Raw genomic sequence first — 22,674 nt, forward strand, 5'->3', positions numbered from 1 at the left:
CATGGTCGGAAGAAATTCCGACCATTTTTTATGTTTTAAAAACTTTACCTGGGTCGCCTCCTGCAAATATGATTAGAATAGCAGTTATCATATCCCGGAGCTCCATGGCTATTCGTCTTTTAGCGGTTTTGTAGCCCAGATTATTGGCTTTTTTGTAGATCAACAAAAGCATCGCTGCAATCATTGTCATATAGACCATCACTTCAATCCCGTTCTTGTTCATTGAAACCAGGTGACTTAGGTTGAGTTCCTGTTTCAGGAACCTGAAAAACACTTCAATGTCCCACCGCTTTCTGTAATAATCAGAAATTTCCTTGGCAGAGAGTTTAAATTCGTTGGTCAGAAACCAGAATTCTTTGTTCGTTTTTTGGTTCCTGATGACCACCAAACGGAATAAGGTTTCTACTTTCTCTTGCCGGTAATGCAGTTTGCCCCGTTTGTTCTGGACGGGGCTTCCAGTGTAAAGCTTTACCTTGCTGTCTTTCAGCACTTCCCAATCATCCCATTTGGGAGATTCTTTCTCGTCAAGAAATGATTCAATCTCTTCAAATTTTCTGTTATCTTTCGAACGAATGATGAATTTCACAGACCCTTCCTCAAATTCTTTCATTGACCGTGTTGATTGCAGGCCCCTGTCCATGACATAAACATTGTCGTGATGCTCTTCTTTTCTTACTTGTTTTAAAACAGCTTCCGGGAGTGCGGACTCTTCGGAAGAGTATTTCTGGCCTGTAAATACCTCTACTCCCGAAGGTAAGATGCCATCAAATGAAAAACTGAATTTCACTAATTTCTTGCCGCTTTTCTGGTCAATCCCCTCTTTTAACTTAGAGCAGGCATCGGCAACAATAGTGCTGTCAACTCGTATCAGGTTGTACTTGGCTATCTCCGTTTTATTATAAGATTTCGCAAGCCGCAAATACATCTGCTCATAGATTTCTTTGAAATAACTGGGGTCGATCTTGGAAAGTCTCTCGGAGATAGAACTCCTGCGAACTTTTTCTTCTTCCCCCAATCCAAACAGGGCCTTAAAGCCGCTGCTGTTAAAAGTGTCCTCAAGTGTCCTCTGGCTCAATCTATCGTTGTCAAAGACGCAGAATAAAAGCAGATAGAACATTTTCCTCCCATGGAGCACTTTACTATAGTGGTCAACATTGGTGGTCGCTGATAGATGGCTTAAAAGCGCCTCGGGAATGAAATCCAGAACCTGACTAAGGGAAACTTTGTGGTCATTGAATACTGACATAAATGTTTGATTATCAGTATAAATATACAAAATTTAAACGACAAAAACAAGTTAATTATTTGATTATCAGGTAATTGTAAAATTATTTTTTGCGCATATAAAAACAAAAAAGTCGGAAGAAAATCTTCCGACCATGACTAGCATTAAAACCTCCCTTTTATTTTTATCCCTCCTGCACCAAATGCTGTAAGTTCGGGTCGTTCTTGATGCGCTCCATTTCGCTGACTACAATATTCAGGATGTCTGATTTTATCTGTTTGTAATTGCCCTCAATTTCCTGTTTCATTTTGTCCTCGCCTTGCTCATTTACAAAAGAAAGGATTTGCGGTATCTGCTGATAGGCTTTGGTTTCAGCCGCTACCTTTTCATTATCCACCACAATTTCGGCGTGGAAAATCTTTTGCTCGATACGCTCATCGAAGTTATCCGATACAGAACCGACAAACATACCTTGTGTAAGGGTAGAAATTTTGGAAGCCGGAATAAGGCTGTCTAACTGTGTGGAGATAGACGTAGATTTATCATTGCGGTTAATGGTCATACTCTGACGTTTCTGCAACACTTTACCGAAGCGTTCCGAAAGGCTTTTTGCCGTTTCTCCAACCACCTGACCACTGAATATATTACCGACGGTGTTCTGTATTACCTTGCTCTCTTTGTCGCCGTAATCCCTCGTTAATTGCGAAAAGTCCTGAAAGCCTAAACATACCGCTACCTTATTACTTCTCGCCGTTGCGATGAGGTTATCCAGTCCCCTGAAATAGATTGTTGGCAACTCATCTATGATAACAGAACTCTTTAACTGTCCTTTTTTATTAATCAGCTTTACAATCCTCGAATTATACAAACCTAATGCTGCGGAATAGATATTTTGACGGTCGGGGTTATTGCCCACGCATAAAATTTTAGGCTCTTTAGGATTATTAATGTCAAGCGTAAAATCATCGCCTGTCATTACCCAGTACAGTTGGGGGCTAATCATTCTTGACAATGGAATTTTTGCCGATGCTATCTGACCTTGTAACTGGTCTTGCGCTCCGCCTTGCCACGCATCCATAAAAGGCGACAAATAATTTTCCAAATCGGGGTATGAGGTTAAAATAGTGAATACGTCCGAATACTTTTTATTCAGTAATTCAATAGCGTGTGGGAACGTACAATACTTGCCATCCTCATAGATTTTCAGATACCAAATAATGGCAGCTAAAAGAATAATTGGGCTTTCCACGAAGAAATCGCCCTGCTTCTGTATCCACGACCTGTTAAGGTTTAGCATTATGGTATATGCCGCTTCGTAAGCATCAGAAATGTCAGTCATAAAGTCGGGATTGAGTGGATTACATCGGTGGCTCTTGCGTGGGTCGTCGAAATTTATCACGTAAAATTTCGGCTGTACCTTGTACTTATCCCGATGCTTTAGTAAGTGGTTGTAGGCAATGGTGGAAAGGTCGTCGAACTTGAAATCGTAGATGTACATACTAAAGCCTTTCTCAATCTGCTGCTTGATGTAGTTGTTTACGATTGCATAGGATTTACCGGAACCCGGAGTACCCAAAACGATTGATGCCCTAAATGGATTTACAATGTTTATCCAACCGTTGTTCCATTTGTCTTTGTAATAAAATTTGGTGGGTAGATTGACGGAATACTCATTTTCCATCAGCTTGGTTTCTTGCTGAAAGCTCTCGTTTTCGTTATTGAAAACATCGTCCATTAAATTATTTTTCAGCAATCTGCTCATCCATACGCCTGCCATCAGCAAAGCGATATAACCTAATGAAATAGTAAGCATATAAAGGAATGTACCTGTTGCCGGAGGTAGTTTTAGCAACGGGGTGTTCAGGAAAAACAGCACAAACCCAACGCCCAAAGCCACGTAAATTTTAGACCAGGTTATCTTCTCGTTTTTTACGCCTTTTGTGCCTAAGCAACTCAAAGCCAGTAGAACCAAAGCGAATGCTTTGGTATAAAGGGTGTGTGAAAACAAGCCCGCCGTCCGGTCGAAATTGCCTAATATCTTGTTGATTACTTCCAACGTCCAACTCCGTTCTAAAAAGAAACCGTAGCAGAACCAATAAAGGTGCATCAGCACCAAAAGAATACTGACTGCCCGCATAAAAGCCATTATCTTGGCAAGCCCTCTTAAATCGTCTTCTCCCTGCATTATTTTAAGTTTTAATGTTCGGGCGTGAATTTAAAGGCTCTATGGAGTGGCTCTAAGAATGTGGTTGCCATTGGCGTTCTGTGGCAGTGTTTGGCTAAATATTATTGCTGACCTCTTTGGCGTTTGCGCTTCTTCTTCATCTTATTGGCAAAGTCCTGTTCTTCGTAATCTTCGCCCTGGGCTTCGGGCAATAAGCCGCCCAGTGCTTCAATCAAACCGTCTTCGTGTTTGTCCGTAGTTAAGAAGTCGAACAAATGGTGTGGTTCTTCCGCAGGAAGATCCGCATCATTTGATGTGGATAGTTTGGGTTGTGAAACGATAGGTTCCTTAATATCGGGTTTGATGTTATTGTTCCAATAATCATTAAAGGTGTTGGCAGAAAGTTCTGTTGCCAAACGTGAACCGTTCCAAACCGCTTTGGCATTGTGGTCAATAAATGTGATACCATAAATGCGCCCTGTATCATTCCGGCGTACCACTACGTTAATACCCTGTTCTACTAATTGCTTCTTAAAAGCCTGCTCATTGCCCGTGGTTTTCAGGGCAATGGTAACAGCAGATTTTAGTGTTTGCTTAGTTGGGCTATCTTTCAAAGCGGTTTTGCATTTCGCAAAATGCAATTCCAAAGCCGGAAGCCCTGCGCTCTTTCCAAACAGCGAAGCCTTGAACGGATGCCCGGCTCTTTCGCCTTTTTCATTCAATGGAATATATAATAAGCCCTGCTGCATTTTTCCCTGTAATTCGCCCTCGATTTTCTCGGTGGTAATATTGAACAGGGAAAGCAGGGCATTGTATTCGCCCAACGTTTGGTATTGGTAATAGTTCGGCAGGTGGCGAACAACTGAAGCGATTTGACTTTTTACATCGCCTGCCCGATAATCTACCGGACGGAAAACCTTATCTGTTTGGCTGCGCTCCTTATCCGTTGCGGGTATCAATCCGTAATTACTTTCCAGTTCGCGGCATACATTCATAGACCGCATTTTCTCGAATTTGTCCGAAATCTTTTTGCCCTGCTCGTCCACGCAAACCGATACAATATGTATATGGCTGCGGTCAATATCGGTATGTTTGAATACGACAAAAGGCTGTTCGCCGTAACCCATTTCCCGCATATACTGTTCTGCCATTTCCCGAAACTTATCATCACTTACCTTGTCGTTTGGGTCAGGATTGAGCGAAATATGCAAAGTATGTTTCTCGGTATTGCGGTTGGCTATTAGGTAAGGCGCAAAAGACTGGGCTAATTGTGCAACAGAATAATGACCGCTTGCGTTTTCAATCATCTTATTGGCGAATAAAATCTGTCCGTTTTCTTTCTCTACTTTAAGCTGATTGTACGCCAACGCCCCGTATAAATTTGCACTTCTTCCAATTTTTGCTATCATTTCTACCGCTATTTTTTCAGGTGTTTGGCTTCAAATTCCTCGCTTATTTGGATAATTTTTTGACATAGCACCGCCATTTCTGCCGTCTGTTTTTCCAGTTTGTACAGAAATGCTGCGGCTTTTTTCTCGGAAAAATTCTTGTAGAGCAGCTTTACAATTTGGTTATAGTTCACGCCAATGGAACGGAACTGGCTGTGAAAAGAGGTCAGCCGCATATAGAAATCAACCGTTCCCTTGTCAATCTTAATGGTCTTTATGGTCTTGTCAAAGATGCAGGACGTTATAAAATGCGCTTTTACCTGCATACCTGATTTATCAAAAAGAGCAAGAAAGCGGGAGTGTTCCTGCGCATTAAAGGAAATTGTATAGCGGATTGTCGCCGGGTCTTCTTTAGGGCGGCGTCCGGTCTTTTTCAATTGCTTTTTGTTGTTATCGTTCATCACTAATCCATTTTAAAATCCATACAAAACCCTGACTTCGGAAGGTGTTTTCTGCCCCCTGCAAAGGGCAAGTTGTTTTGAGCATCGGAAATCATTCCGAGATGCTCAAAACACAACTTGCCGTGTTCCGGTGAACACAAAAATCCGCCCTCCGGGACGGATTGAATGTAACAGGGAAAAACGGCTCAATGCCGTTCCCGTTACGTCCTGATATGTCAAAAGACTTTTGCATAAATCCGTTAATAAAAATCACAATACAAAGTAAAGCCCTGTTTACGATAGCGTTGCACTGTACCACAGTGCCAAATGCTGCCTCTGAACGCCAAACACTGCCACCGCTATACAACCGAATGAATTTGATGAGTTCTTTGCCCCTGAATGTTGGCAGGCAGGCAGACAGCCCGTACTTCAGGACGAGCAGACGGCACACATTCAGGATGGCAGGTTATCCTGCCTGCAAGATTGCAGGAATGCAAGAAAGCAAGAGCGCAGGAATGACGGAAAGCGTGACAGCCTGCTATCAGACAATCACGCCTGCCGGATGGATATAATGCAGGACGGAAAGAATGCAAGAACGCAATCCCGCCTGATAAGATGCCTGAATGAAAGCATTGCTGCTGTACGGCAGGAAAGCAGGCAATCGGTAATTCCCGCAGGCAAGCCTGATAGCTATCCTGCAAGAAAGACAGCACGAAATCAGGACTGCACGGCTGAAAGCCTGCAGGACTGAGAAGCAATAAGATGTAAACTTTAAATTTTAAAAATATGGACACAAAAAAGAAACCTCTGTTTGTCGCCTTTTCTTCTCAAAAAGGCGGTGTTGGCAAAAGCACATTTACTACGCTTGTTGCAAGCACAATGCACTATCGGTTGGGCTACAACGTAGCCGTATTTGATGCGGATTTTCCGCAGCACAGTTTGATGAAAATGAAAACCCGTGATTTGGCAATGGTAATGGAAAATGAGGCTTTGAAAAAACTGGCGTATAAGCAGTTTACCACCATCAACAAAAAAGCCTATCCCATTATGCAGCACAAAGCGGATAGCGTACTCGATGCGGCGCACGAATTTGTAAACACTTCTCCCGTTCCGGTTGATGTGCTGTTCTTCGACCTGCCCGGAACTGTGAACACGCCCGGCATCCTAAAAGCATTGGCAGGTATGCACCACATCTTTACGCCCATTACAGCAGACCGTGTGGTAATGGAAAGTACGCTCATTTTCACGCAGCTTTTACAGGACGTAATTATGAAAAAGGGTGAAACTTCCATACAGACCATTAACCTGTTTTGGAACCAGGTGGACGGCAGGGAAAGCACACCCCTATACGATGTGTACAATCAGCTTATTGAGCAACTGGGATTAAGCCTGATGCAAAGCCAAATCAAGAACAGTACCCGTTTTCGCAAGGAAAGCGAAGCGGACAGCAAAACGGTTTTCCGTTCTACCGTAATGCCGCCTGACGAGCGTTTGATGAAAGCCTGCCAGTTAGACCTGTTCATCAGCGAATTTTTAAACATCATTCAATTGTAGTGCTATGGAAAAAGACAATAAAAAGAAAGTCACGCCGGACATTAACGAGGAATTGATGATGAACCTAATGGTGGACGGCGTTAAAAAGGACGGCTTGCAGCTACCGCCCGAACCTGCTGAAGAGCAGGAAAAGGAAGCTGAACAAGAAGAGGTAAAGCAGGACGAATTACCACAAAGCAAACCCGCACAACGGGAAAGGAACCGCAACAAGAAAAGCCTTGACGGAAGCTACGGCGAACACTTTTTGAAAAGCCACTCAATGACAAAGCGGGGCGATAAAAGCATTTATATCCGGCAGGAATATCACGAACGGCTATCCCGTATTGTACAAGTCATTGGTAAAGATGCCATACCCCTGTATGCCTATCTTGATAACATACTGGAGCATCATTTTGAGCTATTTGAAAAAGCAATTACCGATGATTTCAACGAAAAGTTTAAACCCATTTTTTAAAGCATCTGATTATGGAAATAGTAATTGTGATTTGCCTGCTGATAGTCATTGTCCTGCTGTTGCAGGATAAGATTGTCATTCATAAAAGGTCGGAACAAAAGCCCACACAGGAAAAAGTTAACCCGAACCTGCCCGATATTATGGGGCAGCCTAAGCCAGTAAAAAGCCATTTAGTGCCAAACACTGCCAATGAAAGCCAAATAACGGAACCGGAGATAAACCCTGATAATTTAGACATTGAATACGACGAAAACGAAAACGTCAGCATTCAAATTCCGCAGGAAGAACTGGATGAAGTTTTCAGCAATATACCTGATTTGGAAGAAGAGGAAGAAGAATGGAACCGGTACGGAATATCCGGTGGCGATAACGGTTTTGCCCAAGGGGTTACCTACGACGAACTAAGCTCCGTAGGGGCATTGCTCCAAAAAGAGAATTTGGAACAGGCTCAAAAGGAAACAGCGGTAGCCATAGTTCAGAAATTACAGGGAACCGAATTATTCAGCCTACTGGAAAATTCCATTGAAGGTGCTTCCCGAAAAATTGCCGAGCTTTTGGATAGCACACTTTCATCTGAAAGCGACGACGGTTCTTCCACCTTGCGGAAAAGTGATTTGGGTGATTTTGACATTGGGGAGTTTGTCTGAAAAGACAGCTCCCTTTTGTCTTTTTAAAGGCGTTGCAGCCTGATAAAAAACAGTACAGATATGATTAAGAAAGACGACCCTGATTATATATTCGAGGAATATAAAGGACATACCATAGCAAGCCACAAGAACAATGTTGTTGGCAAAGACATTAATAATCTCATCATCGTTTACCGTTCAGATGAGTTCCCCAATCACGGATTTATCATTGGGCTTGATGATAGCAAGCTGTCCGGGGGCAGAAAGTCCGTACCGCACAACTTAGATGATGCAAAAGGCTACATTGACTGGGTAGTGGGTATTCAGCAGAAAAAGGCAGATATAAAACCGACCAACAATATTGTTGACCAAGAAGCCTACGATTTGCGTGTAAACAAAGGAATGCTGCCAACGATAGCTATTGCAGGGCATACATTCTATGTTGATATAAGAATGGATATGCTGCGCCCAAAAGATGATTTCCTTTCAAAAGGTATTGTGTTCTCGGATATATCAAACTACTATGATGAAGATAAAAGGATTTATACTATTCCCTACAATCCTAAGACACACGAATTTCAGGAACCGGATTACCGGACTATCAAAGAACTTCCCAAAGATTTAATCGCTGTACAGTTTCCCTCCGAAAGACTGCTTGACAGGATTGGATGGAACAGGCACTACGGATTTGAACTGACACACGGACTGGCAAAGCAGGGTTTGAAATTACAGTTTGAAGCGAAGCAAATACCCTGGGAAAAAACCTTTCTTGTTGGTTTGATTAAAAGCAATCTGAAAGAAGAAAAGAACCTGCAAAAAGCTACCAAAAAACAACAGCCAACACAACCAAAAAGAAGTAAACCGAAAGGTAGAAAAATGTAAATCGGCGCACCGATAACCGAACGTCAAACCGTAAAAAGTTTGGCGTTTTTTTATGCTCCTCCACACACCGTAAAGCCACTCACAGCCAAACACTTCCTTTGACTGCCACATTCTCATAACGCCTCTTTTTCCATAAGACATTTGTCCCGAAAGCTCGCAAGGTGCGGGATAAACAGTAACAAATTAATGTGTTTCAATTATGGAAAAACAAAGAAAAAAAGTTTTGCTGGCAGCAGTGGCAATGCTGTCAGGAATTGGTGCGTTCGCACAGGGAAACGGCTCGGCAGGTATCAACGAGGCTACCCAAATGGTAACAAGTTATTTCGACCCCGCAACGCAATTAATCTACGCCATCGGTGCGGTAGTCGGGTTAATCGGGGGCGTTAAGGTGTACAACAAGTTCAGTTCCGGCGACCCTGATACGAGCAAGACCGCAGCTTCGTGGTTCGGTGCGTGTATCTTCCTGATTGTTGCCGCTACTATCCTGCGTTCATTCTTCCTTTAATCCGTTGCCTTATGAATTACAATATCAACAAAGGCATCGGCAGGACGGTGGAATTTAAAGGGCTGAAAGCACAATACCTGTTCATTTTCGCAGGTGGGCTGCTCGGTACGCTTATCCTCGTGATGATACTGTATATGGCAGGCGTAAACTCTTACATCTGCCTGTTCCTCGGAGCAGGCGGTGCTTCGCTCATTATATGGCAGACATTTTCGCTCAACAGGAAGTACGGCGAACACGGGCTGATGAAAATTGCAGCCAATAAAAGGCATCCCCGCTACATCATCTGCCGCAAGCCTGTACACCGCTATTTAAAATTCACGCCTAAACAGAATGCCGTATGAGAAATGTAGCAAAGACCACCACACTGGAAAATAAATTTCCTTTGTTGGCAGTAGAGAACAACTGCATCTTATCCAAAGATGCGGACATTACCGCCTGCTTTGAAGTGCGTTTGCCGGAACTGTTTACGGTAGCATCTGCGGAGTATGAAGCGATACATTCCGCCTGGCACAAGGCTATCAAAACCCTGCCTGATTTTACGGTCATTCACAAACAGGATTGGTACATCAAGGAAAGCTATGCGCCCGATTTGGCAATCGAAGACCAGAGCTTTTTATCAAAGTCCTATCAACGCCATTTCAATGAGCGACCATTCCTGAACCACTATTGCTACCTGTTCCTGACGAAGACCACTAAGGAAAGAATGCGGATGCAAAGCAACTTCAGTTCGCTTTGCAAAGGTACGCTGATACCAAAGGAAATCAGGAACAAGGAAACGATACACCGCTTTATGGAGGCGGTTGCCCAGTTTGAGCGTATCCTGAACGATAGCGGTTTTGTAACCCTGAAACGACTTTCTGAAGATGAAATCATCGGCACGGAAGACACACAGGGATTATTGGAACAGTACCTCACGCTATCGAGGGGAGCCGGAACACCAATGCAAGACATCGCACTCGGAAACGAAGAAGTGCGCATCGGTAACAAAAGGTTAAGCCTGCATACCCTTTCAGATACGGACGACCTGCCTGGAACGGTATCGGCAGATACCCGTTTTGAAAAGCTATCCACCGACCGTAGCGATTGCCGTTTGTCATTCGCCGCACCTGTGGGTTTGCTGTTAAGCTGCAACCACATTTACAATCAGTACATTTTTTTGGATAACAGCGAAGACAACCTGCAAAAGTTTGAGAAGTCCGCAAGGAATATGCACTCACTGGCAAGGTACAGCCGTGCCAACCAAATCAACAAAGAGTGGATAGAAAAGTACCTGAACGAAGCCCATAGCTTCGGACTGTCTTCTATCCGTGCGCACTTCAACATTATGGCGTGGTCGGAAGACCCTGCGGAACTGAAACAGCTAAAGAATGATTGCGGTAGTGCGTTGGCACTGATGGAGTGTAAGCCTCGGCACAACACGACGGACGTAGCCACTTTGTATTGGGCAGGAATGCCCGGCAATGCGGGCGACTTCCCCAGTGAGGAAAGTTTTTACACGTTCATTGAGCCTGCATTGTGCTTCTTCACGGAAGAAACCAACTACCACAATTCGCCCTCGCCGTTCGGTATCAAGATGGCTGACAGGCTTACAGGAAAACCTATCCATTTGGATATTTCCGACCTGCCTATGAAGCGTGGTATCATCACGAACCGGAACAAGTTCATACTTGGTCCGTCGGGTTCAGGTAAGTCGTTCTTCACTAACCATATGGTACGGCAGTATTACGAACAGGGTGCACACGTATTGCTCGTAGATACGGGTAACTCTTATCAGGGATTGTGCGAACTCATCAAAGGAAAGACCAAAGGCGAAGACGGTGTTTACTTCACTTATACCGAAGATAACCCGATTGCCTTTAACCCTTTCTATACCGATGATGGCGTGTTCGACATTGAGAAGCGGGAAAGTATCAAAACCCTGATACTGACCTTGTGGAAACGTGATGATGAACCGCCAACCCGTTCTGAAGAAGTTGCCCTTTCCAATGCGGTAAGCGGTTATATCGAGCGTATCAAAACGGAAGATGTGTACCCATCATTCAATGGTTTCTATGAGTATGTGAAAGGCGATTACCGTAAGGTACTGGAAGAAAAGCAGGTCAGGGAAAAAGACTTTGACATTGCCAACTTCCTGAACGTACTTGAACCTTACTATAAGGGTGGCGAGTACGATTACCTGCTGAACTCCAACAAGCAGTTAGACCTGCTTTCCAAACGCTTTATCGTGTTTGAAATTGATGCGATTAAAGACCACAAAATCCTCTTTCCCATAGTTACGATTATCATTATGGAGGTGTTCATCAACAAGATGCGCCGACTGAAAGGTATTCGCAAGCTCATCCTGATTGAAGAAGCGTGGAAAGCTATTGCCAAAGAGGGAATGGCGGAATACATCAAGTACCTGTTCAAAACGGTTAGAAAGTTCTTCGGAGAAGCGATTGTCGTAACGCAGGAGGTCGATGATATTATCCAGTCGCCTATTGTGAAAGAAAGTATCATCAATAACTCCGACTGTAAAATCCTGCTTGACCAACGCAAGTATATGAACAAGTTCGACGATATACAGGCGATGCTCGGACTTACGGACAAAGAGAAAGGACAGGTACTTTCCATCAATATGAACAATGATGCAAGCCGACTTTACAAAGAGGTTTGGATTGGCTTAGGTGGTACGCACTCGGCAGTCTATGCCACCGAAGTTAGTTTGGAGGAATACCTCGCCTACACGACCGAAGAAACCGAAAAAATGGAAGTGATGCAGCTTGCTGCTGAACTGGACGGCAATGTAGAACTCGCCATTAAGCATATCGCAATGCAAAGGCGGGACAATTCAAATCAATAATCATTAACAATTTAAAAATTCAGAAACAATGAAAAAAGTATTGTATCTGGTGTGTACGGCACTGATGCTCGCCGTAGCACCGTCAGCAAAAGCCCAGTGGGTTGTAACCGACCCGGCTAATTTGGCTTCGGGCATTATCAACTCTGCGAACGAAATCATACAGACTTCTTCGACCGTAAGCAATGTGATAAAGAACTTCAACGAAGTGAAGAAAGTGTACGACCAGGGCAAGGAATATTACGATAAGCTGAAAGCTATCAACAACCTTGTGAAAGATGCCCGCAAGGTGCAACAAACGGTATTGTTGGTAGGCGATGTGTCCGAAATGTACGTGCAGAATTTTGGTAAAATGATGAACGACCCAAATTTCACACCGCAAGAATTGGTCGCTATCGGCAACGGTTATTCGGCACTCCTTAATGAAAGTACCGAACTGCTAAAAGAGTTGAAACAAATTGTAACCTCTTCAAGCCTTTCCCTAAACGATAAGGAGCGTATGGATATTATTGACCGTGTGTACAAAGAGGTAAAGGATTACCACAGCCTTGTACGCTACTACACCAACAAGAATATTTCTGTAAGCTACCTAAGAGCGAAAAAGAAAAACGATGCCAAAAGAGTGCTTGAACTCTACGGAACTGCTAACCAAAAATACTGGTAAAAATGGAATGGGATAATCTTCACGAACTCCTGCGGTCGCTTTATGATGATATGATGCCACTTGCAGGCGATATGGCGGCAGTCGCTAAGGGTTTGGCGGGATTGGGAGCGTTGTTCTATGTTGCGTTAAAGGTTTGGCAGGCTTTAAGCCGTGCCGAACCTATTGATATGTTCCCTTTGCTGCGCCCGTTCGCTTTAGGGCTTTGTATTATGTTCTTCCCGACCATTGTATTGGGAACCATCAATGCGGTACTAAGTCCGGTGGTGGTAGGAACCCATCAAATACTGGAAGACCAGGTGCTTGACCTGAACAAGCTGCAACAGCAGAAAGACCAGTTGGAATATGAGGCAATGGTCAGGAACCCCGAAACCGCCTATATGGTATCAGACGAAGAGTTTGATAAGAAACTGGACGAACTGGGTTGGTCGCCCTCCGACATTGGAACAATGGCGGGTATGTATATGGACAGGCAAGCCTACAAGATAGAGAAAGCCATAAAGGATTGGTTTCGCAATCTACTGGAAATACTCTTTCAGGCGGCGGCTTTGGTCATTGATACCATACGAACGTTTTTCCTAATAGTCCTCTCCATACTCGGACCAATAGCCTTTGCTATTTCGGTATGGGACGGCTTTCAGTCCACGCTCACACAATGGCTCACAAGGTACGTCAGTGTTTACCTGTGGCTTCCTGTTTCGGATTTGTTCAGCTCAATGTTGGCAAGAATACAATCCCTCATTTTAGAACGGGATATAGCAATGCTTGCCGACCCCACCTACATCCCTGATACGAGCAATACCGTGTACATCATCTTTATGATTATCGGCATCATCGGGTACTTCACAATCCCGACAGTAACAGGTTGGGTAGTCCAAGCCGGAGGCGCAGGAAACTTTACCCGCAATGTAAACTCCACAGCAATGAAAGCCGGAAACATCGCCGGAGCAGGCGCAGGTTCAACAGTTGGAAACATCGGCGGTAAACTGATGAATAAATAATCATTAATCATTCTAAAAATGGAATTTAAAACGCTAAGAAATATCGAAAACAGCTTTAGGCAGATAAGATTATATGCCATTGTGTTTGCGGTTCTCTGCATTAGCGTGGTAGGTTACGCCGTATGGCGTTCCTACCGCTTTGCAGAAGAACAACGCCAAAAAATCTATGTACTGGATAACGGAAAATCCCTGATGCTTGCCTTATCGCAAGATGCGAGCATCAACCGCCCGGTTGAAGCAAGGGAACACGTTAGAAGATTTCACGAACTGTTCTTTACGCTTGCTCCCGACAAGAACGCTATTGAAAGCAATATGAGCAGGGCATTTAACCTTGCCGATAAAAGTGCTTTCGACTACTACAAAGACTTGTCGGAAAAGGGGTATTACAGCCGTATCATTTCGGGTAACGTGCAGCAACGCATAGAAGTAGATAGTGTCGTTTGCAACTTCGACAACTACCCGTATGCAGTGCGCACCTATGCCAAACAATTTATTATCCGGTCAAGCAATGTAACCAGGCGTAACCTGATTACTTCCTGCTATCTCGTCAACTCCGTTCGTTCCGACAACAATCCGCAGGGCTTCAATATTGAAAAATTTGCAGTCGTGGAAAATAAGGATATAGAGGTTATCGAACGCTAAAAAACAATCTTATGGAAGCATTATCAGATTTAAGCACGTTCGCAAAAATCCTTACTGATAAAGGATATAGCGGGTATTTCCATACGCAGGGAGCGTATGCCGGAAAGCTGAAAGACAGCATCAGCGATTACCTCGAAAGCTGCCAAAAAGGTGCAGATACTTTGCCTAAGCAGGACTTACTGCTGACAGGCTACCTGCAATGGTCGGGCGATGACAAGCCCCGTGTAGAATGCAGTATGTGGGTAAAGTACCTGAATGGCAAATTCTCATTGAGCCGTATGGAGGTAGCAAAGAAAGACGGCTTCGGGCAACTGCTCAAAAAATCGGAACTGGCAAACCTGTCCGTAATGTCCGCACCCAAATTAACGGAAGCGGTCGCACTGGTCAACGATGCGCCGAAGCAACAGGTGGGTAAAAGTCCTAAGCGTTTCAAGCTGTAACACAGAAATAGTAAGGCTATGAAAAAATTAAGAGCAAATATGGACAGGTACTTTGACAAGCTGGACGACCGTTGGCGGGCGTTGCCCTTGCGCAAACAGCACCGATATACGCTGTACTTCTTTGTGGGTTATCTGCTGCTTACCGTAGCGGTCATTGGCAAAGTGATGTATGATACCTCAAAGTCCGGTAACGGTATGGTCATAGACCATATCGAGAACCCTGTCCTAAAAAGTAAAAACCCTGCAAGGTTGCAGGATAGTGTATCAACAATTTTAAAAAATCAGATTTATGAAAGAAAATGAAAAAAGGGTCAGCTTTCTCGTTGAGGGAGAAGACCCAAACGCAGCATCAAATCTGCCGGATAATAAAAAGAGCAATAAGGATAGGCTCAAAAAGCCAATTATCTTCCTTTTGATGGGCGTGGTATTTCTCGGCTGTATGTACCTCATATTTAAACCGTCGAAAGATAAAAAGGCGGTCGAAAATATTGGGCTGAACGATGCCGTGCCACAGGCTACCGGAGCAGGAATGCCCGACGACAAAAGCAAGGCGTATGAGCAGGAAATGCTCGAACGCAAAGAGCAGGAAAAGCGCAATGCACTGACCACGCTTTCTGACTATTGGAATACGGAGGAAAGTGCATCTGCTGACAATGAAGAAAGTTTACCTGAAGAAGACGAAAGCAACGGCTTGGGAGGTGGCAGAAATTCGGGAAGAAACGGTAATTCCGGATTGAACAGCTACCGCAATGCGCAAAGCACATTGAGTTCATTTTATAATAATGACAATGCAGAAACAATGGAACTCCGTAAGCAGGTGGACGAACTGAAAGCAAAGTTGTCGGAAAAAGATGTGCCACCTGTGGCCACCGTTGACGACCAACTCAAATTAATGGAGAAATCCTATGAAATGGCTGCAAAGTATCTTCCGCAAAATGCCAATACCGGAAACGCTGCTCCTGCCAATGGTGCAACTAATGGGGCTGCGGGTACAAACCAAAAAGAGCAATTTGTATCGTTCACACCAACAAGAAAGAACATTGTATCAGCCTTGTACCGTGAACCGTCGGACAGTGCATTTGCAGCCGATTGGAGTCAAACAAAAAACCGTGGGTTCTATACCGCAGGTTCTATTGAACAGGCGGTACAGCCTAAAAACAGTATCAAAGCCTGTGTACACGAAGCCCAAACGGTAGTGGGCGAAACGGGTGTACGTTTACGCTTGTTGGAGCCTGCCAAAACCCCACAACGTACCATCCCCAAAGGAACGATTGTAACAGCTAATGCCAAATTTCAGAATGGCAGGCTGCAATTAAAAGTTACCTCCGTGGAACTGGAGGGCAACATCATCCCGGTAGATATAACCATTTACGATTTGGACGGACAACAAGGCTTGTACGTTCCGTATTCGCCGGAAATGAACGCCCTTACCGAAATGGCGGGCAATATGAGCCAAACCGGAGGAACAAGCGTAATGCTCACGCAGAATGCCGGACAACAGGTAGCGGCTGATTTAAGCCGTGGCGTGGTACAGGGTATTTCGGGCTATTTCGCCAAGAAAGTAAGAACACCAAAGGTTACGCTGAAAGCAGGCTATCAGGTCTTCCTTGTATCTAAAAAATAATGTTGAACTCAAATAAATAAAACAATGAAAAATTATTTAAAAACCTTTTGGGCTATTGCCCTGATACTCGGCTTTGCCGTTACAACTTATGCACAGGACAGTGCAACTGCAAAAACACCGCTTGCATTGGGCAAAATAGAACCGTACCGTATGGAAGTTACCTACGATAAAACGTCGCACCTGATTTTCCCGACCGCCATTCGTTATGTGGATTTGGGCAGCGAATACCTGATTGCAGGGAAAGCTGAAGATGCGGAAAACGTGTTACGTGTAAAAGCATCAGTAAGGGACTTTGAGCCGGAAACGAATTTTTCAGTTATCACAAATGACGGGCGTTTTTACAGCTTCAACGTGTATTACAGTTCCTACCCGGAGGCATTGAGCTACGACCTGCTCACAATGCAAAAAGCGGTGGATAAAGCCAATGGTAACGATGTGCTTTTTGAGGAACTGGGCAACAATTCGCCATCACTGGCAGGCTTGTTACTGGAAACAATTTACAAGAAAGACAGGCGCATTGTAAAACATATCGGGGCTAAGAGTTTCGGCATTCAGTTTATCCTGAAAGGCATTTACATACACAACGGCAAATACTATTTCCATACTGAATTGAGAAACCGTACAAACGTTCCTTTCGAGATTGATTTTATCAATTTCAAAGTAGTGGATAAAAAGGTAGCCAAACGCACCGTAGTCCAGGAACGCCCTTTAACGCCTTTGAGAACTTACAAGCCATTGGACGGTATTGCCGGAAAATCGACCGAACAAAACGTGTTCCTGTTAGACCAGTTTACCATTGCCGATGACAAGGTACTGCTGATTGAGATTTTCGAGAAGAACGGCGGCAGACATCAAACATTGCAGGTCGAAAATTCCGATTTAATCAAAGCCCGTTTGATTGACGATATGCACCTGAAATTTTAATAACCCTTTAAAGCAATAACAAGAAAATGAAAAAGTATATCTATACCGTGGTGCTTGTCTTGATAGGCATCACGGCTGCACAGGCGCAAAGGATGCTGCCGAAGCAGAAAGGATTGGAAATAAGTGCAGGCGTAATGTCCAATGATAAGATTGGCAATGATTACTACATCAGCGCAGCAATGACGGTAAACGGTAAGAACGGTAATTATCAGCTTTGGGCGTTAGAATATACCCACCAGTACCACGAGTATAAAGACCTCCGCATCCCGCAGGAAACCTATTCCGCAGAGGGTGGTTACAGCTTCTTCCTGTTGGGCGATGCCCGTAAGAACATCACGCTGAATTTTGCCGTAACGGGCGTAGTCGGCTACGAAAGCATCAACCGGGGCGAAGCGATGCTGTATGACGGAGCGAAGATACTGAGCGAAGATAATTTTATATACGGAGCAGGCGGTCGCCTCACTTTTGAAACGTACTTGTCCGACCGTTTCGTTTTAGTCTTACAAGGGCGTACAAAAGTTTTGTGGGGGACGGATCTGGAACAGTTCCGTCCATCCGCAGGTGTGGGATTAAGGTTTAACTTTTAAAACGTAAAACAATGATAGCAATATTCAATAAATTCAGAACAGGGCTACTGCCATTATATGTATTCCTGACAATCCTTACAGCTTCGGTTACGTTGGTATCTTGCAGCAAAGATGATGAACTCGAAATACAGCACAATTTTCCTTTCGAGGTGAATGTTATGCCAGTGCCTAAAGATGTTGCCAACGGGCAGACCGTAGAAATACGCATTACCATACAGCGCACAGGCAATTACAGCAATACACAGTATTTCCTCCGTTACTTTCAATTTGACGGGCAGGGAACATTGCAATACTACAACGAACCGCCGTATCAGCCCAATGACCTGTACCAGTTACCATCGGAGCAGTTCAGGCTGTACTACACTTCAACGTCTGCCGTATCACAGTCCTTTGATGTTTGGATTTCGGACAACTTCGGCAATGAAAAGCAGATAACTTTTCAGTTCAATAGCAGCGACTAAGAGCAGTATTTCATTTTATAAAAAACGGCTTATCTGATTGGTAAGCCGTTTTTAATTTTAAGCCGGGCAGTGTATTTCAAAAGAAATAATTTCTTATCCTTGTAACCTGTTTCAGTTATTGAGTAAGATTTTATTTCCATAAACAATGAAAGCGGCTTGCCTTTTTGGGTGAGCCGTTTTCGCATTTAATTCACATCGTTTACAGGCTGAAACAAATATTTTTTGTAAATTCAAACAGTGGAAATAAAGTGTTTTTTGTTATGGTTGCATCATTAGTTATAGGTATCATATTTTTGGTTGCAGGCTTGGGACTTCGTTACTGGATTAACCGTAGAAAGTTTTACAGGCGCAGCCCTATGGGAGCAGAGGGCTTCTCATCTTATGAAAGTTCGGTTTTCATTAAATTGATTGAAAGGGTGGGCAAATGGATAGCTTACGCCCTGATTATATTCGGGCTATTATCGTTGTGGGTGTACTCCCGTGAGAAAAAGGAAAAACAGCAACCTGAAGTAAAAACCGAACAACCTGTCCAACGCAGATAATTGTTTCAGCATACATTTTAAAGCAAATCGGATAGCCAAAAGGTTATCCGATTTTTTGTTTTATACAGGATAGTAAACCGCCAAACACTACCTCTCAAAGCCAAACCCTGCAACTTTCCCCAACGCAGAAATAAGCCTTTATAAATTCAACTTCCAAAGCAAAATTGAGCAAACAATGGAAGTAATCGCAATACAAAAATCCGCACTGGACAGAATGAAAAATGAGCTGAAAGCACTTTTGGAACTGACCGAAAATGCCACGCAGAAATACACACCCATTTTTAAAGAAGAGCAATGGCTCGATAACCAGGAAGTGTGCCTGATGATGAACATTACCAAGCGGACTTTGCAGACGTATAAGGACAAAGGGTTATTGCCTTATTCCCGACTGAACCGTAAGACTTATTATAAACGCTCGGATGTGCAGGCTTTGCTCGAAGCCGGACAACCGTACAATACTGTCGAAAATGGATTTATTCACGAATGACAATGAAGAAATCATTGCCCATCAGGAAATGATAACACAGCTAAGAACCCGTATCGAAAGCATATTGAAAAACTACCGTCCTGTAATGAACGGGGAAATTTACCTTTCGGGCGAAGATATGTGCAAGCTGCTTCATATCAGCAAACGCACTTTACAGCAGTACCGTGATGATAATATCCTGCCGTATATACAGATTGGCGGCAAGATTATTTACAAGGAAAGCGATATTCTGACTATACTGGAGCAGAATTACAACTCCCATAAAATACATTGACTGTAACCTTTTTTGTGTTATATGCTATCAAAAAGGAATGAGTTTAGTATCTTTGTTTGCAGAAAATATAGAAATACTTAAAGTGTTTTTGCTTTAAGTTCCGCATTAGAAACTGGTAATTTTTAAAACCCCGGAACAGATAAGTAAGAACGCTCACGTTATAGGCGTGGGCGCTCGCTTATTTGGGGGTCAGGCGTACCAGTGCCTTAATGCCAGTAAGTGTGGTTGCCTGCGCCTTATTTTTTTTGCAGGTTCCACTAACTTAATAAACATTAAGATTATGGAAAGCAAAGAAAATTTTTACCCCGATTTTGACCTCCCTGCGTCGCAACTATCAGCTTTCTCTCTCTGTATAGATGTTTTTATTATATCTCTTAAAAATGGGGAAATTGTACGTTTCAAACCTAATGATTTAGCACACTTTAAAGAATGGCTTTGCCGTTTTAATGTTAGGGATATTGCCGTTAATGATGGCATATCTCACGTGTATAAAAGATGTTAATTTATCTAAACCCGGATTTTTAAACTTATTAAAAGAAGAAAATGAGCAAAGAACCAACAATTAAGATAGCATTTATAGATGACCACGACCTGCTAAGAAAAGGTATTTGTGATTTTCTGATAGGCTACGGTTTTGAAGTATTATTTGAAGCGGAGAACGGAAAATCTGCTATCGACAAAATTGCGCTCTGTGAGTATGTTCCTGACCTCTGCATCGTCGATGTAAATATGCCTGTTATGAATGGTTTTGAAACCACAAAAAAATTATTGGAAATATACCCTCAATTAAAAATATTGGCATTCAGTGTTAATGATGATGAAAAGGACGTTATAAAAATGCTTGAATGTGGTGCTAATGGTTACGTTCTAAAAGGAGCCGACCCTGACGAATTAAAAAAGGCTGTTGAAACTCTTTTTAATGGGGGGCAATACTTTAGTGCGGGTATTGTGGAAATTGCACAGGACTATTACAAAAATTAATTTTATTAAAGGTGGGCTTTTTCCCCAATAGACAAGGCATCCTGTGGGATAAAACTTAAAATTGAAAATACTCCAAATAGAACAAATGGGATAATGAGTATCCCACGAAATAATGTCGCAATCTGTTTAGTAAAATGGAAAAGGATTTGTGCTGAGCAGTGCATTTTAGTAAAGGGGTTGCACCTCTTAAATGCAAAAAGACTGCCCGACCATCGGGAGGATCTGTCTTTTTGCCGCCCGACTTTTCAGGTCAGGCGGCTGCTATTTTAGCTTATGGTTTTTAAATACACTTCATAACGTTCCGTTATATCCTTGCCTTTCCTGAAAGTGTCCTTTGTATAGCTGTAATGCTCTTCAAAGAACTTTACTTCTTTGGTGGTAAGGTCTAATAAATAGCGGTAGTCTTCGTTTATCCGCCTTTCATCCATTGTGCAATGCTCCGTAAGCATTTCGAGTTCCTGCTTACTGTTATCAAGGGATAACAAGGGCAAAAAAAGCCTTTCAACGATATATCCCTGTTCGGGTGCGCTGCTGCTGTCGGCAACGCAAATAAGAGATTTGCAGTTGCTCAATTTGATATGAAGATTTGAACGTGTCATAAATTGAAATTGGGGTTTATTGATTAAGCTGTTAATTGGGTTAATGAAAATTCTTCCGTCCAAAATTCCTCGCTCGTATGCTTCCCGTAGGCTGTATAGTAGCCTGTACCGTTTGCTCGCAATACAAGCCTGTAACAGTCCAGTCGGTTTTCTGGTACGGAAAACGTTTCCTGCTCCTGCTCGTCAAGTTCCACAAATACCCATTCCTTACCCTTTAGCAGTTCTTCAATATTAGGGTTGTCGTGTTTGCCTGTTCTGTAAAAATCTACTGCTGTATCATAGTAGTTCATTGAGCAGAAATAATTATTGCCCTCTAACGGCTTAACCACTGCAAGCCGTTTTGCCTGTTCCTGTTTCCATTCTTCGGATAGGTAGATAATTGCAAACTCGCAATTATCCCATTCGCTGTTGGTATTGGCTTTAATCAAAATATGTGCTGTCGCTTTATCTGATAATTTCATAGTTTTAAATTTTAGTGGTGTTTAACTGATTTTCGATTTTACGCTCTAACAAGGTTTCGAGTATTTCCCATTCGCTGTCGTACTCCTTGCCCTCAAAATGGTAGGTGTCTGTTTCCTCGTCTAATTCGTAGTTGTCAAAGTCCTTGCTATCTAAGCAGGTGTCCGTTAGTATGCCGTCTTCAAATATTGCCTGACCATACACTAAGCATCCTAATTCCTCATAGTCCTGTGTGAAATTCACATTGAAATGTTCGGCTATCTGCTTAACGGCTTGCGTATTTGGTGACCATTTTGTTTCATACTGGAATACGCCCGCACTTTCATTGTCCTGACTGATATTGTAGAAATAATCGCCGTGCGTGTCCTGTACGAAATTGGGCAGTTGCCCGCAGTCGTCTTTTTGCTCCTGTTTAGCCATTGATTTGAATAGCTGTGTAATCTGTTCTATTGCTTCGGCTGTTCCCTCAAAAACAACCCAGTTGTTGCACCAATTAGCCATAATTATTTATCGTTTAAGGTTATCTGTAAAAATTTGTCGCTCCCGAAAAGCAGGTGTATCGCCTGTTTTAATTGCGGGTCGCATTGTGCATCATCTGTATATTCAATCAGGCAGTGAATAGCGAAAATTGAATGGTGTCCGTCAAAAAAATGGTCTGTAAACCAGTGCGGGCGTTTCCAAAGTGGTTCAGCTTTGTCTATGCCTTTTTGTGCATTCTGCACAAGCCTGTACCAAAATTCAGCGGTGAAAAATCCTTTTTGATACCAACCCTCACGAAAGGCGGTTTCATTTTGCAGGAAGTAGTCGCATTGCGTTTTTATAGCGTTTTGCAGGTTCTCCAGTTCTGCGGGAAACAGTTTGCATAACAAACCCGCTTTATCGAGGTTATCCATTTTATCTAATGCTTTCATATCT

Annotated in this window: 31 protein-coding genes; 23 read left to right on the top strand and 8 right to left on the bottom strand. The window is 43.2% G+C overall.

Annotation, left to right across the window (positions count from 1 at the left end):
- Positions 1-28: 28 nt before the first annotated feature.
- The 4 genes from CKV81_RS10655 to mobA form a co-directional block, all read right to left on the bottom strand.
- Positions 29-1,246 (bottom strand): IS4 family transposase, encoded by a 1,218-nt coding sequence (locus CKV81_RS10655; protein WP_059153755.1) that lies wholly within the window; start codon positions 1,244-1,246, stop codon positions 29-31.
- A gap of 163 nt (positions 1,247-1,409) precedes the next feature.
- Positions 1,410-3,410 (bottom strand): conjugal transfer protein MobC, encoded by a 2,001-nt coding sequence (gene mobC / locus CKV81_RS10660; RefSeq protein WP_095073097.1) that lies wholly within the window; start codon positions 3,408-3,410, stop codon positions 1,410-1,412.
- Positions 3,411-3,511: 101 nt separating this feature from the next.
- The gene (mobB, locus tag CKV81_RS10665; RefSeq protein ID WP_095073099.1) at positions 3,512-4,798 is read right to left on the bottom strand and encodes a conjugal transfer protein MobB; all 1,287 of its coding nucleotides are present in this window, start codon (positions 4,796-4,798) and stop codon (positions 3,512-3,514) included.
- Positions 4,799-4,806: 8 nt separating this feature from the next.
- Positions 4,807-5,238: a conjugal transfer protein MobA gene (gene mobA, locus CKV81_RS10670; protein WP_095073101.1), complete on the bottom strand. Its 432-nt coding sequence runs from the start codon at positions 5,236-5,238 to the stop codon at positions 4,807-4,809.
- A gap of 359 nt (positions 5,239-5,597) precedes the next feature.
- Here mobA and CKV81_RS10675 point away from each other — a divergent pair, with 359 nt between their 5' ends.
- The 23 genes from CKV81_RS10675 to CKV81_RS10785 all read left to right on the top strand — a co-directional run bounded on the left by CKV81_RS10675 (position 5,598) and on the right by CKV81_RS10785 (position 20,701).
- Entirely contained in the window at positions 5,598-5,789 is a 192-nt protein-coding gene (locus tag CKV81_RS10675; protein ID WP_157727409.1) for a hypothetical protein, read from the top strand.
- Positions 5,780-5,968 carry a hypothetical protein gene (locus CKV81_RS10680; RefSeq protein WP_095073106.1) on the top strand — a complete coding sequence of 63 codons (189 nt, stop codon included), beginning with the start codon at positions 5,780-5,782 and terminating at the stop codon, positions 5,966-5,968. The genes CKV81_RS10675 and CKV81_RS10680 overlap by 10 nt, the downstream gene beginning before the upstream one ends.
- Before the next feature lie 35 nt (positions 5,969-6,003).
- Positions 6,004-6,771: a ParA family protein gene (locus CKV81_RS10685; RefSeq protein ID WP_095073108.1), complete on the top strand. Its 768-nt coding sequence runs from the start codon at positions 6,004-6,006 to the stop codon at positions 6,769-6,771.
- Between the two features lie 4 nt (positions 6,772-6,775).
- Positions 6,776-7,225 carry a DUF3408 domain-containing protein gene (locus CKV81_RS10690; protein WP_095073110.1) on the top strand — a complete coding sequence of 150 codons (450 nt, stop codon included), beginning with the start codon at positions 6,776-6,778 and terminating at the stop codon, positions 7,223-7,225.
- Between the two features lie 11 nt (positions 7,226-7,236).
- Positions 7,237-7,872, top strand: a complete 636-nt coding sequence (locus CKV81_RS10695; RefSeq protein WP_095073112.1) for a conjugal transfer protein TraD — start codon at positions 7,237-7,239, stop codon at positions 7,870-7,872.
- Between the two features lie 60 nt (positions 7,873-7,932).
- Positions 7,933-8,733, top strand: coding sequence for a hypothetical protein (locus CKV81_RS10700; RefSeq protein WP_095073114.1), 801 nt, complete (start codon positions 7,933-7,935; stop codon positions 8,731-8,733).
- A 199-nt stretch (positions 8,734-8,932) separates the two neighbouring features.
- Positions 8,933-9,238 (top strand): DUF4134 domain-containing protein, encoded by a 306-nt coding sequence (locus tag CKV81_RS10705; protein ID WP_002979435.1) that lies wholly within the window; start codon positions 8,933-8,935, stop codon positions 9,236-9,238.
- Between the two features lie 11 nt (positions 9,239-9,249).
- Positions 9,250-9,579 carry a DUF4133 domain-containing protein gene (locus CKV81_RS10710; protein ID WP_084019010.1) on the top strand — a complete coding sequence of 110 codons (330 nt, stop codon included), beginning with the start codon at positions 9,250-9,252 and terminating at the stop codon, positions 9,577-9,579.
- Positions 9,576-12,080 (top strand): TraG family conjugative transposon ATPase, encoded by a 2,505-nt coding sequence (locus CKV81_RS10715; protein WP_095073116.1) that lies wholly within the window; start codon positions 9,576-9,578, stop codon positions 12,078-12,080. Before CKV81_RS10710 ends, CKV81_RS10715 begins: the two co-directional genes overlap by 4 nt.
- A 28-nt stretch (positions 12,081-12,108) precedes the next feature.
- Positions 12,109-12,741: a DUF4141 domain-containing protein gene (locus CKV81_RS10720; protein ID WP_095073118.1), complete on the top strand. Its 633-nt coding sequence runs from the start codon at positions 12,109-12,111 to the stop codon at positions 12,739-12,741.
- A gap of 2 nt (positions 12,742-12,743) precedes the next feature.
- Complete coding sequence (gene traJ, locus CKV81_RS10725) at positions 12,744-13,739, top strand: conjugative transposon protein TraJ (protein ID WP_095073120.1); 996 nt, start codon at positions 12,744-12,746, stop codon at positions 13,737-13,739.
- Positions 13,740-13,757: 18 nt separating this feature from the next.
- Entirely contained in the window at positions 13,758-14,381 is a 624-nt protein-coding gene (gene traK, locus CKV81_RS10730) for a conjugative transposon protein TraK (protein ID WP_037440337.1), read from the top strand.
- Between the two features lie 11 nt (positions 14,382-14,392).
- Positions 14,393-14,821 carry a hypothetical protein gene (locus tag CKV81_RS10735; protein ID WP_095073122.1) on the top strand — a complete coding sequence of 143 codons (429 nt, stop codon included), beginning with the start codon at positions 14,393-14,395 and terminating at the stop codon, positions 14,819-14,821.
- Positions 14,822-14,839: 18 nt separating this feature from the next.
- On the top strand, positions 14,840-15,124 hold the full coding sequence (locus CKV81_RS10740; RefSeq protein WP_095073124.1) for a nitrogen regulatory IIA protein: 285 nt from the start codon (positions 14,840-14,842) through the stop codon (positions 15,122-15,124).
- A complete protein-coding gene (gene traM, locus CKV81_RS10745; RefSeq protein ID WP_095073126.1) occupies positions 15,111-16,445 on the top strand; it encodes a conjugative transposon protein TraM in 1,335 nt (444 codons plus the stop codon). Before CKV81_RS10740 ends, traM begins: the two co-directional genes overlap by 14 nt.
- A 24-nt stretch (positions 16,446-16,469) precedes the next feature.
- On the top strand, positions 16,470-17,369 hold the full coding sequence (traN, locus tag CKV81_RS10750) for a conjugative transposon protein TraN (protein WP_095073128.1): 900 nt from the start codon (positions 16,470-16,472) through the stop codon (positions 17,367-17,369).
- A 26-nt stretch (positions 17,370-17,395) separates the two neighbouring features.
- Positions 17,396-17,956 carry a conjugal transfer protein TraO gene (locus CKV81_RS10755; RefSeq protein WP_095073130.1) on the top strand — a complete coding sequence of 187 codons (561 nt, stop codon included), beginning with the start codon at positions 17,396-17,398 and terminating at the stop codon, positions 17,954-17,956.
- 11 nt (positions 17,957-17,967) lie between these two features.
- On the top strand, positions 17,968-18,417 hold the full coding sequence (locus tag CKV81_RS10760; protein ID WP_095073132.1) for a DUF3872 domain-containing protein: 450 nt from the start codon (positions 17,968-17,970) through the stop codon (positions 18,415-18,417).
- A gap of 260 nt (positions 18,418-18,677) precedes the next feature.
- Complete coding sequence (locus CKV81_RS10765) at positions 18,678-18,959, top strand: molybdenum ABC transporter permease (RefSeq protein ID WP_095073134.1); 282 nt, start codon at positions 18,678-18,680, stop codon at positions 18,957-18,959.
- 175 nt (positions 18,960-19,134) lie between these two features.
- Entirely contained in the window at positions 19,135-19,446 is a 312-nt protein-coding gene (locus CKV81_RS10770; RefSeq protein ID WP_095073136.1) for a helix-turn-helix domain-containing protein, read from the top strand.
- 28 nt (positions 19,447-19,474) lie between these two features.
- Positions 19,475-19,720: a helix-turn-helix domain-containing protein gene (locus CKV81_RS10775; RefSeq protein ID WP_456064384.1), complete on the top strand. Its 246-nt coding sequence runs from the start codon at positions 19,475-19,477 to the stop codon at positions 19,718-19,720.
- Positions 19,721-20,000: 280 nt separating this feature from the next.
- Positions 20,001-20,222 carry a hypothetical protein gene (locus tag CKV81_RS10780; RefSeq protein ID WP_095073140.1) on the top strand — a complete coding sequence of 74 codons (222 nt, stop codon included), beginning with the start codon at positions 20,001-20,003 and terminating at the stop codon, positions 20,220-20,222.
- Between the two features lie 41 nt (positions 20,223-20,263).
- The gene (locus CKV81_RS10785) at positions 20,264-20,701 is read left to right on the top strand and encodes a response regulator (protein WP_095073142.1); all 438 of its coding nucleotides are present in this window, start codon (positions 20,264-20,266) and stop codon (positions 20,699-20,701) included.
- A 266-nt stretch (positions 20,702-20,967) separates the two neighbouring features.
- On the opposite strand, the gene CKV81_RS10790 is transcribed toward CKV81_RS10785, so the two are convergent.
- From CKV81_RS10790 to CKV81_RS10805, 4 genes are read right to left on the bottom strand one after another with little or no spacing between them, the layout of a single operon-like run.
- Positions 20,968-21,300: a penicillin-binding protein gene (locus CKV81_RS10790; RefSeq protein ID WP_095073144.1), complete on the bottom strand. Its 333-nt coding sequence runs from the start codon at positions 21,298-21,300 to the stop codon at positions 20,968-20,970.
- A 23-nt stretch (positions 21,301-21,323) separates the two neighbouring features.
- A complete protein-coding gene (locus CKV81_RS10795; protein WP_095073146.1) occupies positions 21,324-21,761 on the bottom strand; it encodes a hypothetical protein in 438 nt (145 codons plus the stop codon).
- A 4-nt stretch (positions 21,762-21,765) separates the two neighbouring features.
- A complete protein-coding gene (locus CKV81_RS10800) occupies positions 21,766-22,260 on the bottom strand; it encodes a DUF1281 family ferredoxin-like fold protein (protein ID WP_095073148.1) in 495 nt (164 codons plus the stop codon).
- Positions 22,261-22,262: 2 nt separating this feature from the next.
- A complete protein-coding gene (locus CKV81_RS10805) occupies positions 22,263-22,670 on the bottom strand; it encodes a hypothetical protein (RefSeq protein ID WP_095073150.1) in 408 nt (135 codons plus the stop codon).
- Positions 22,671-22,674 lie beyond the last annotated feature (4 nt).

It is taken from the genome of Chryseobacterium taklimakanense, assembly GCF_900187185.1.
Taxonomy (GTDB): Bacteria; Bacteroidota; Bacteroidia; order Flavobacteriales; family Weeksellaceae; genus Planobacterium; species Planobacterium taklimakanense.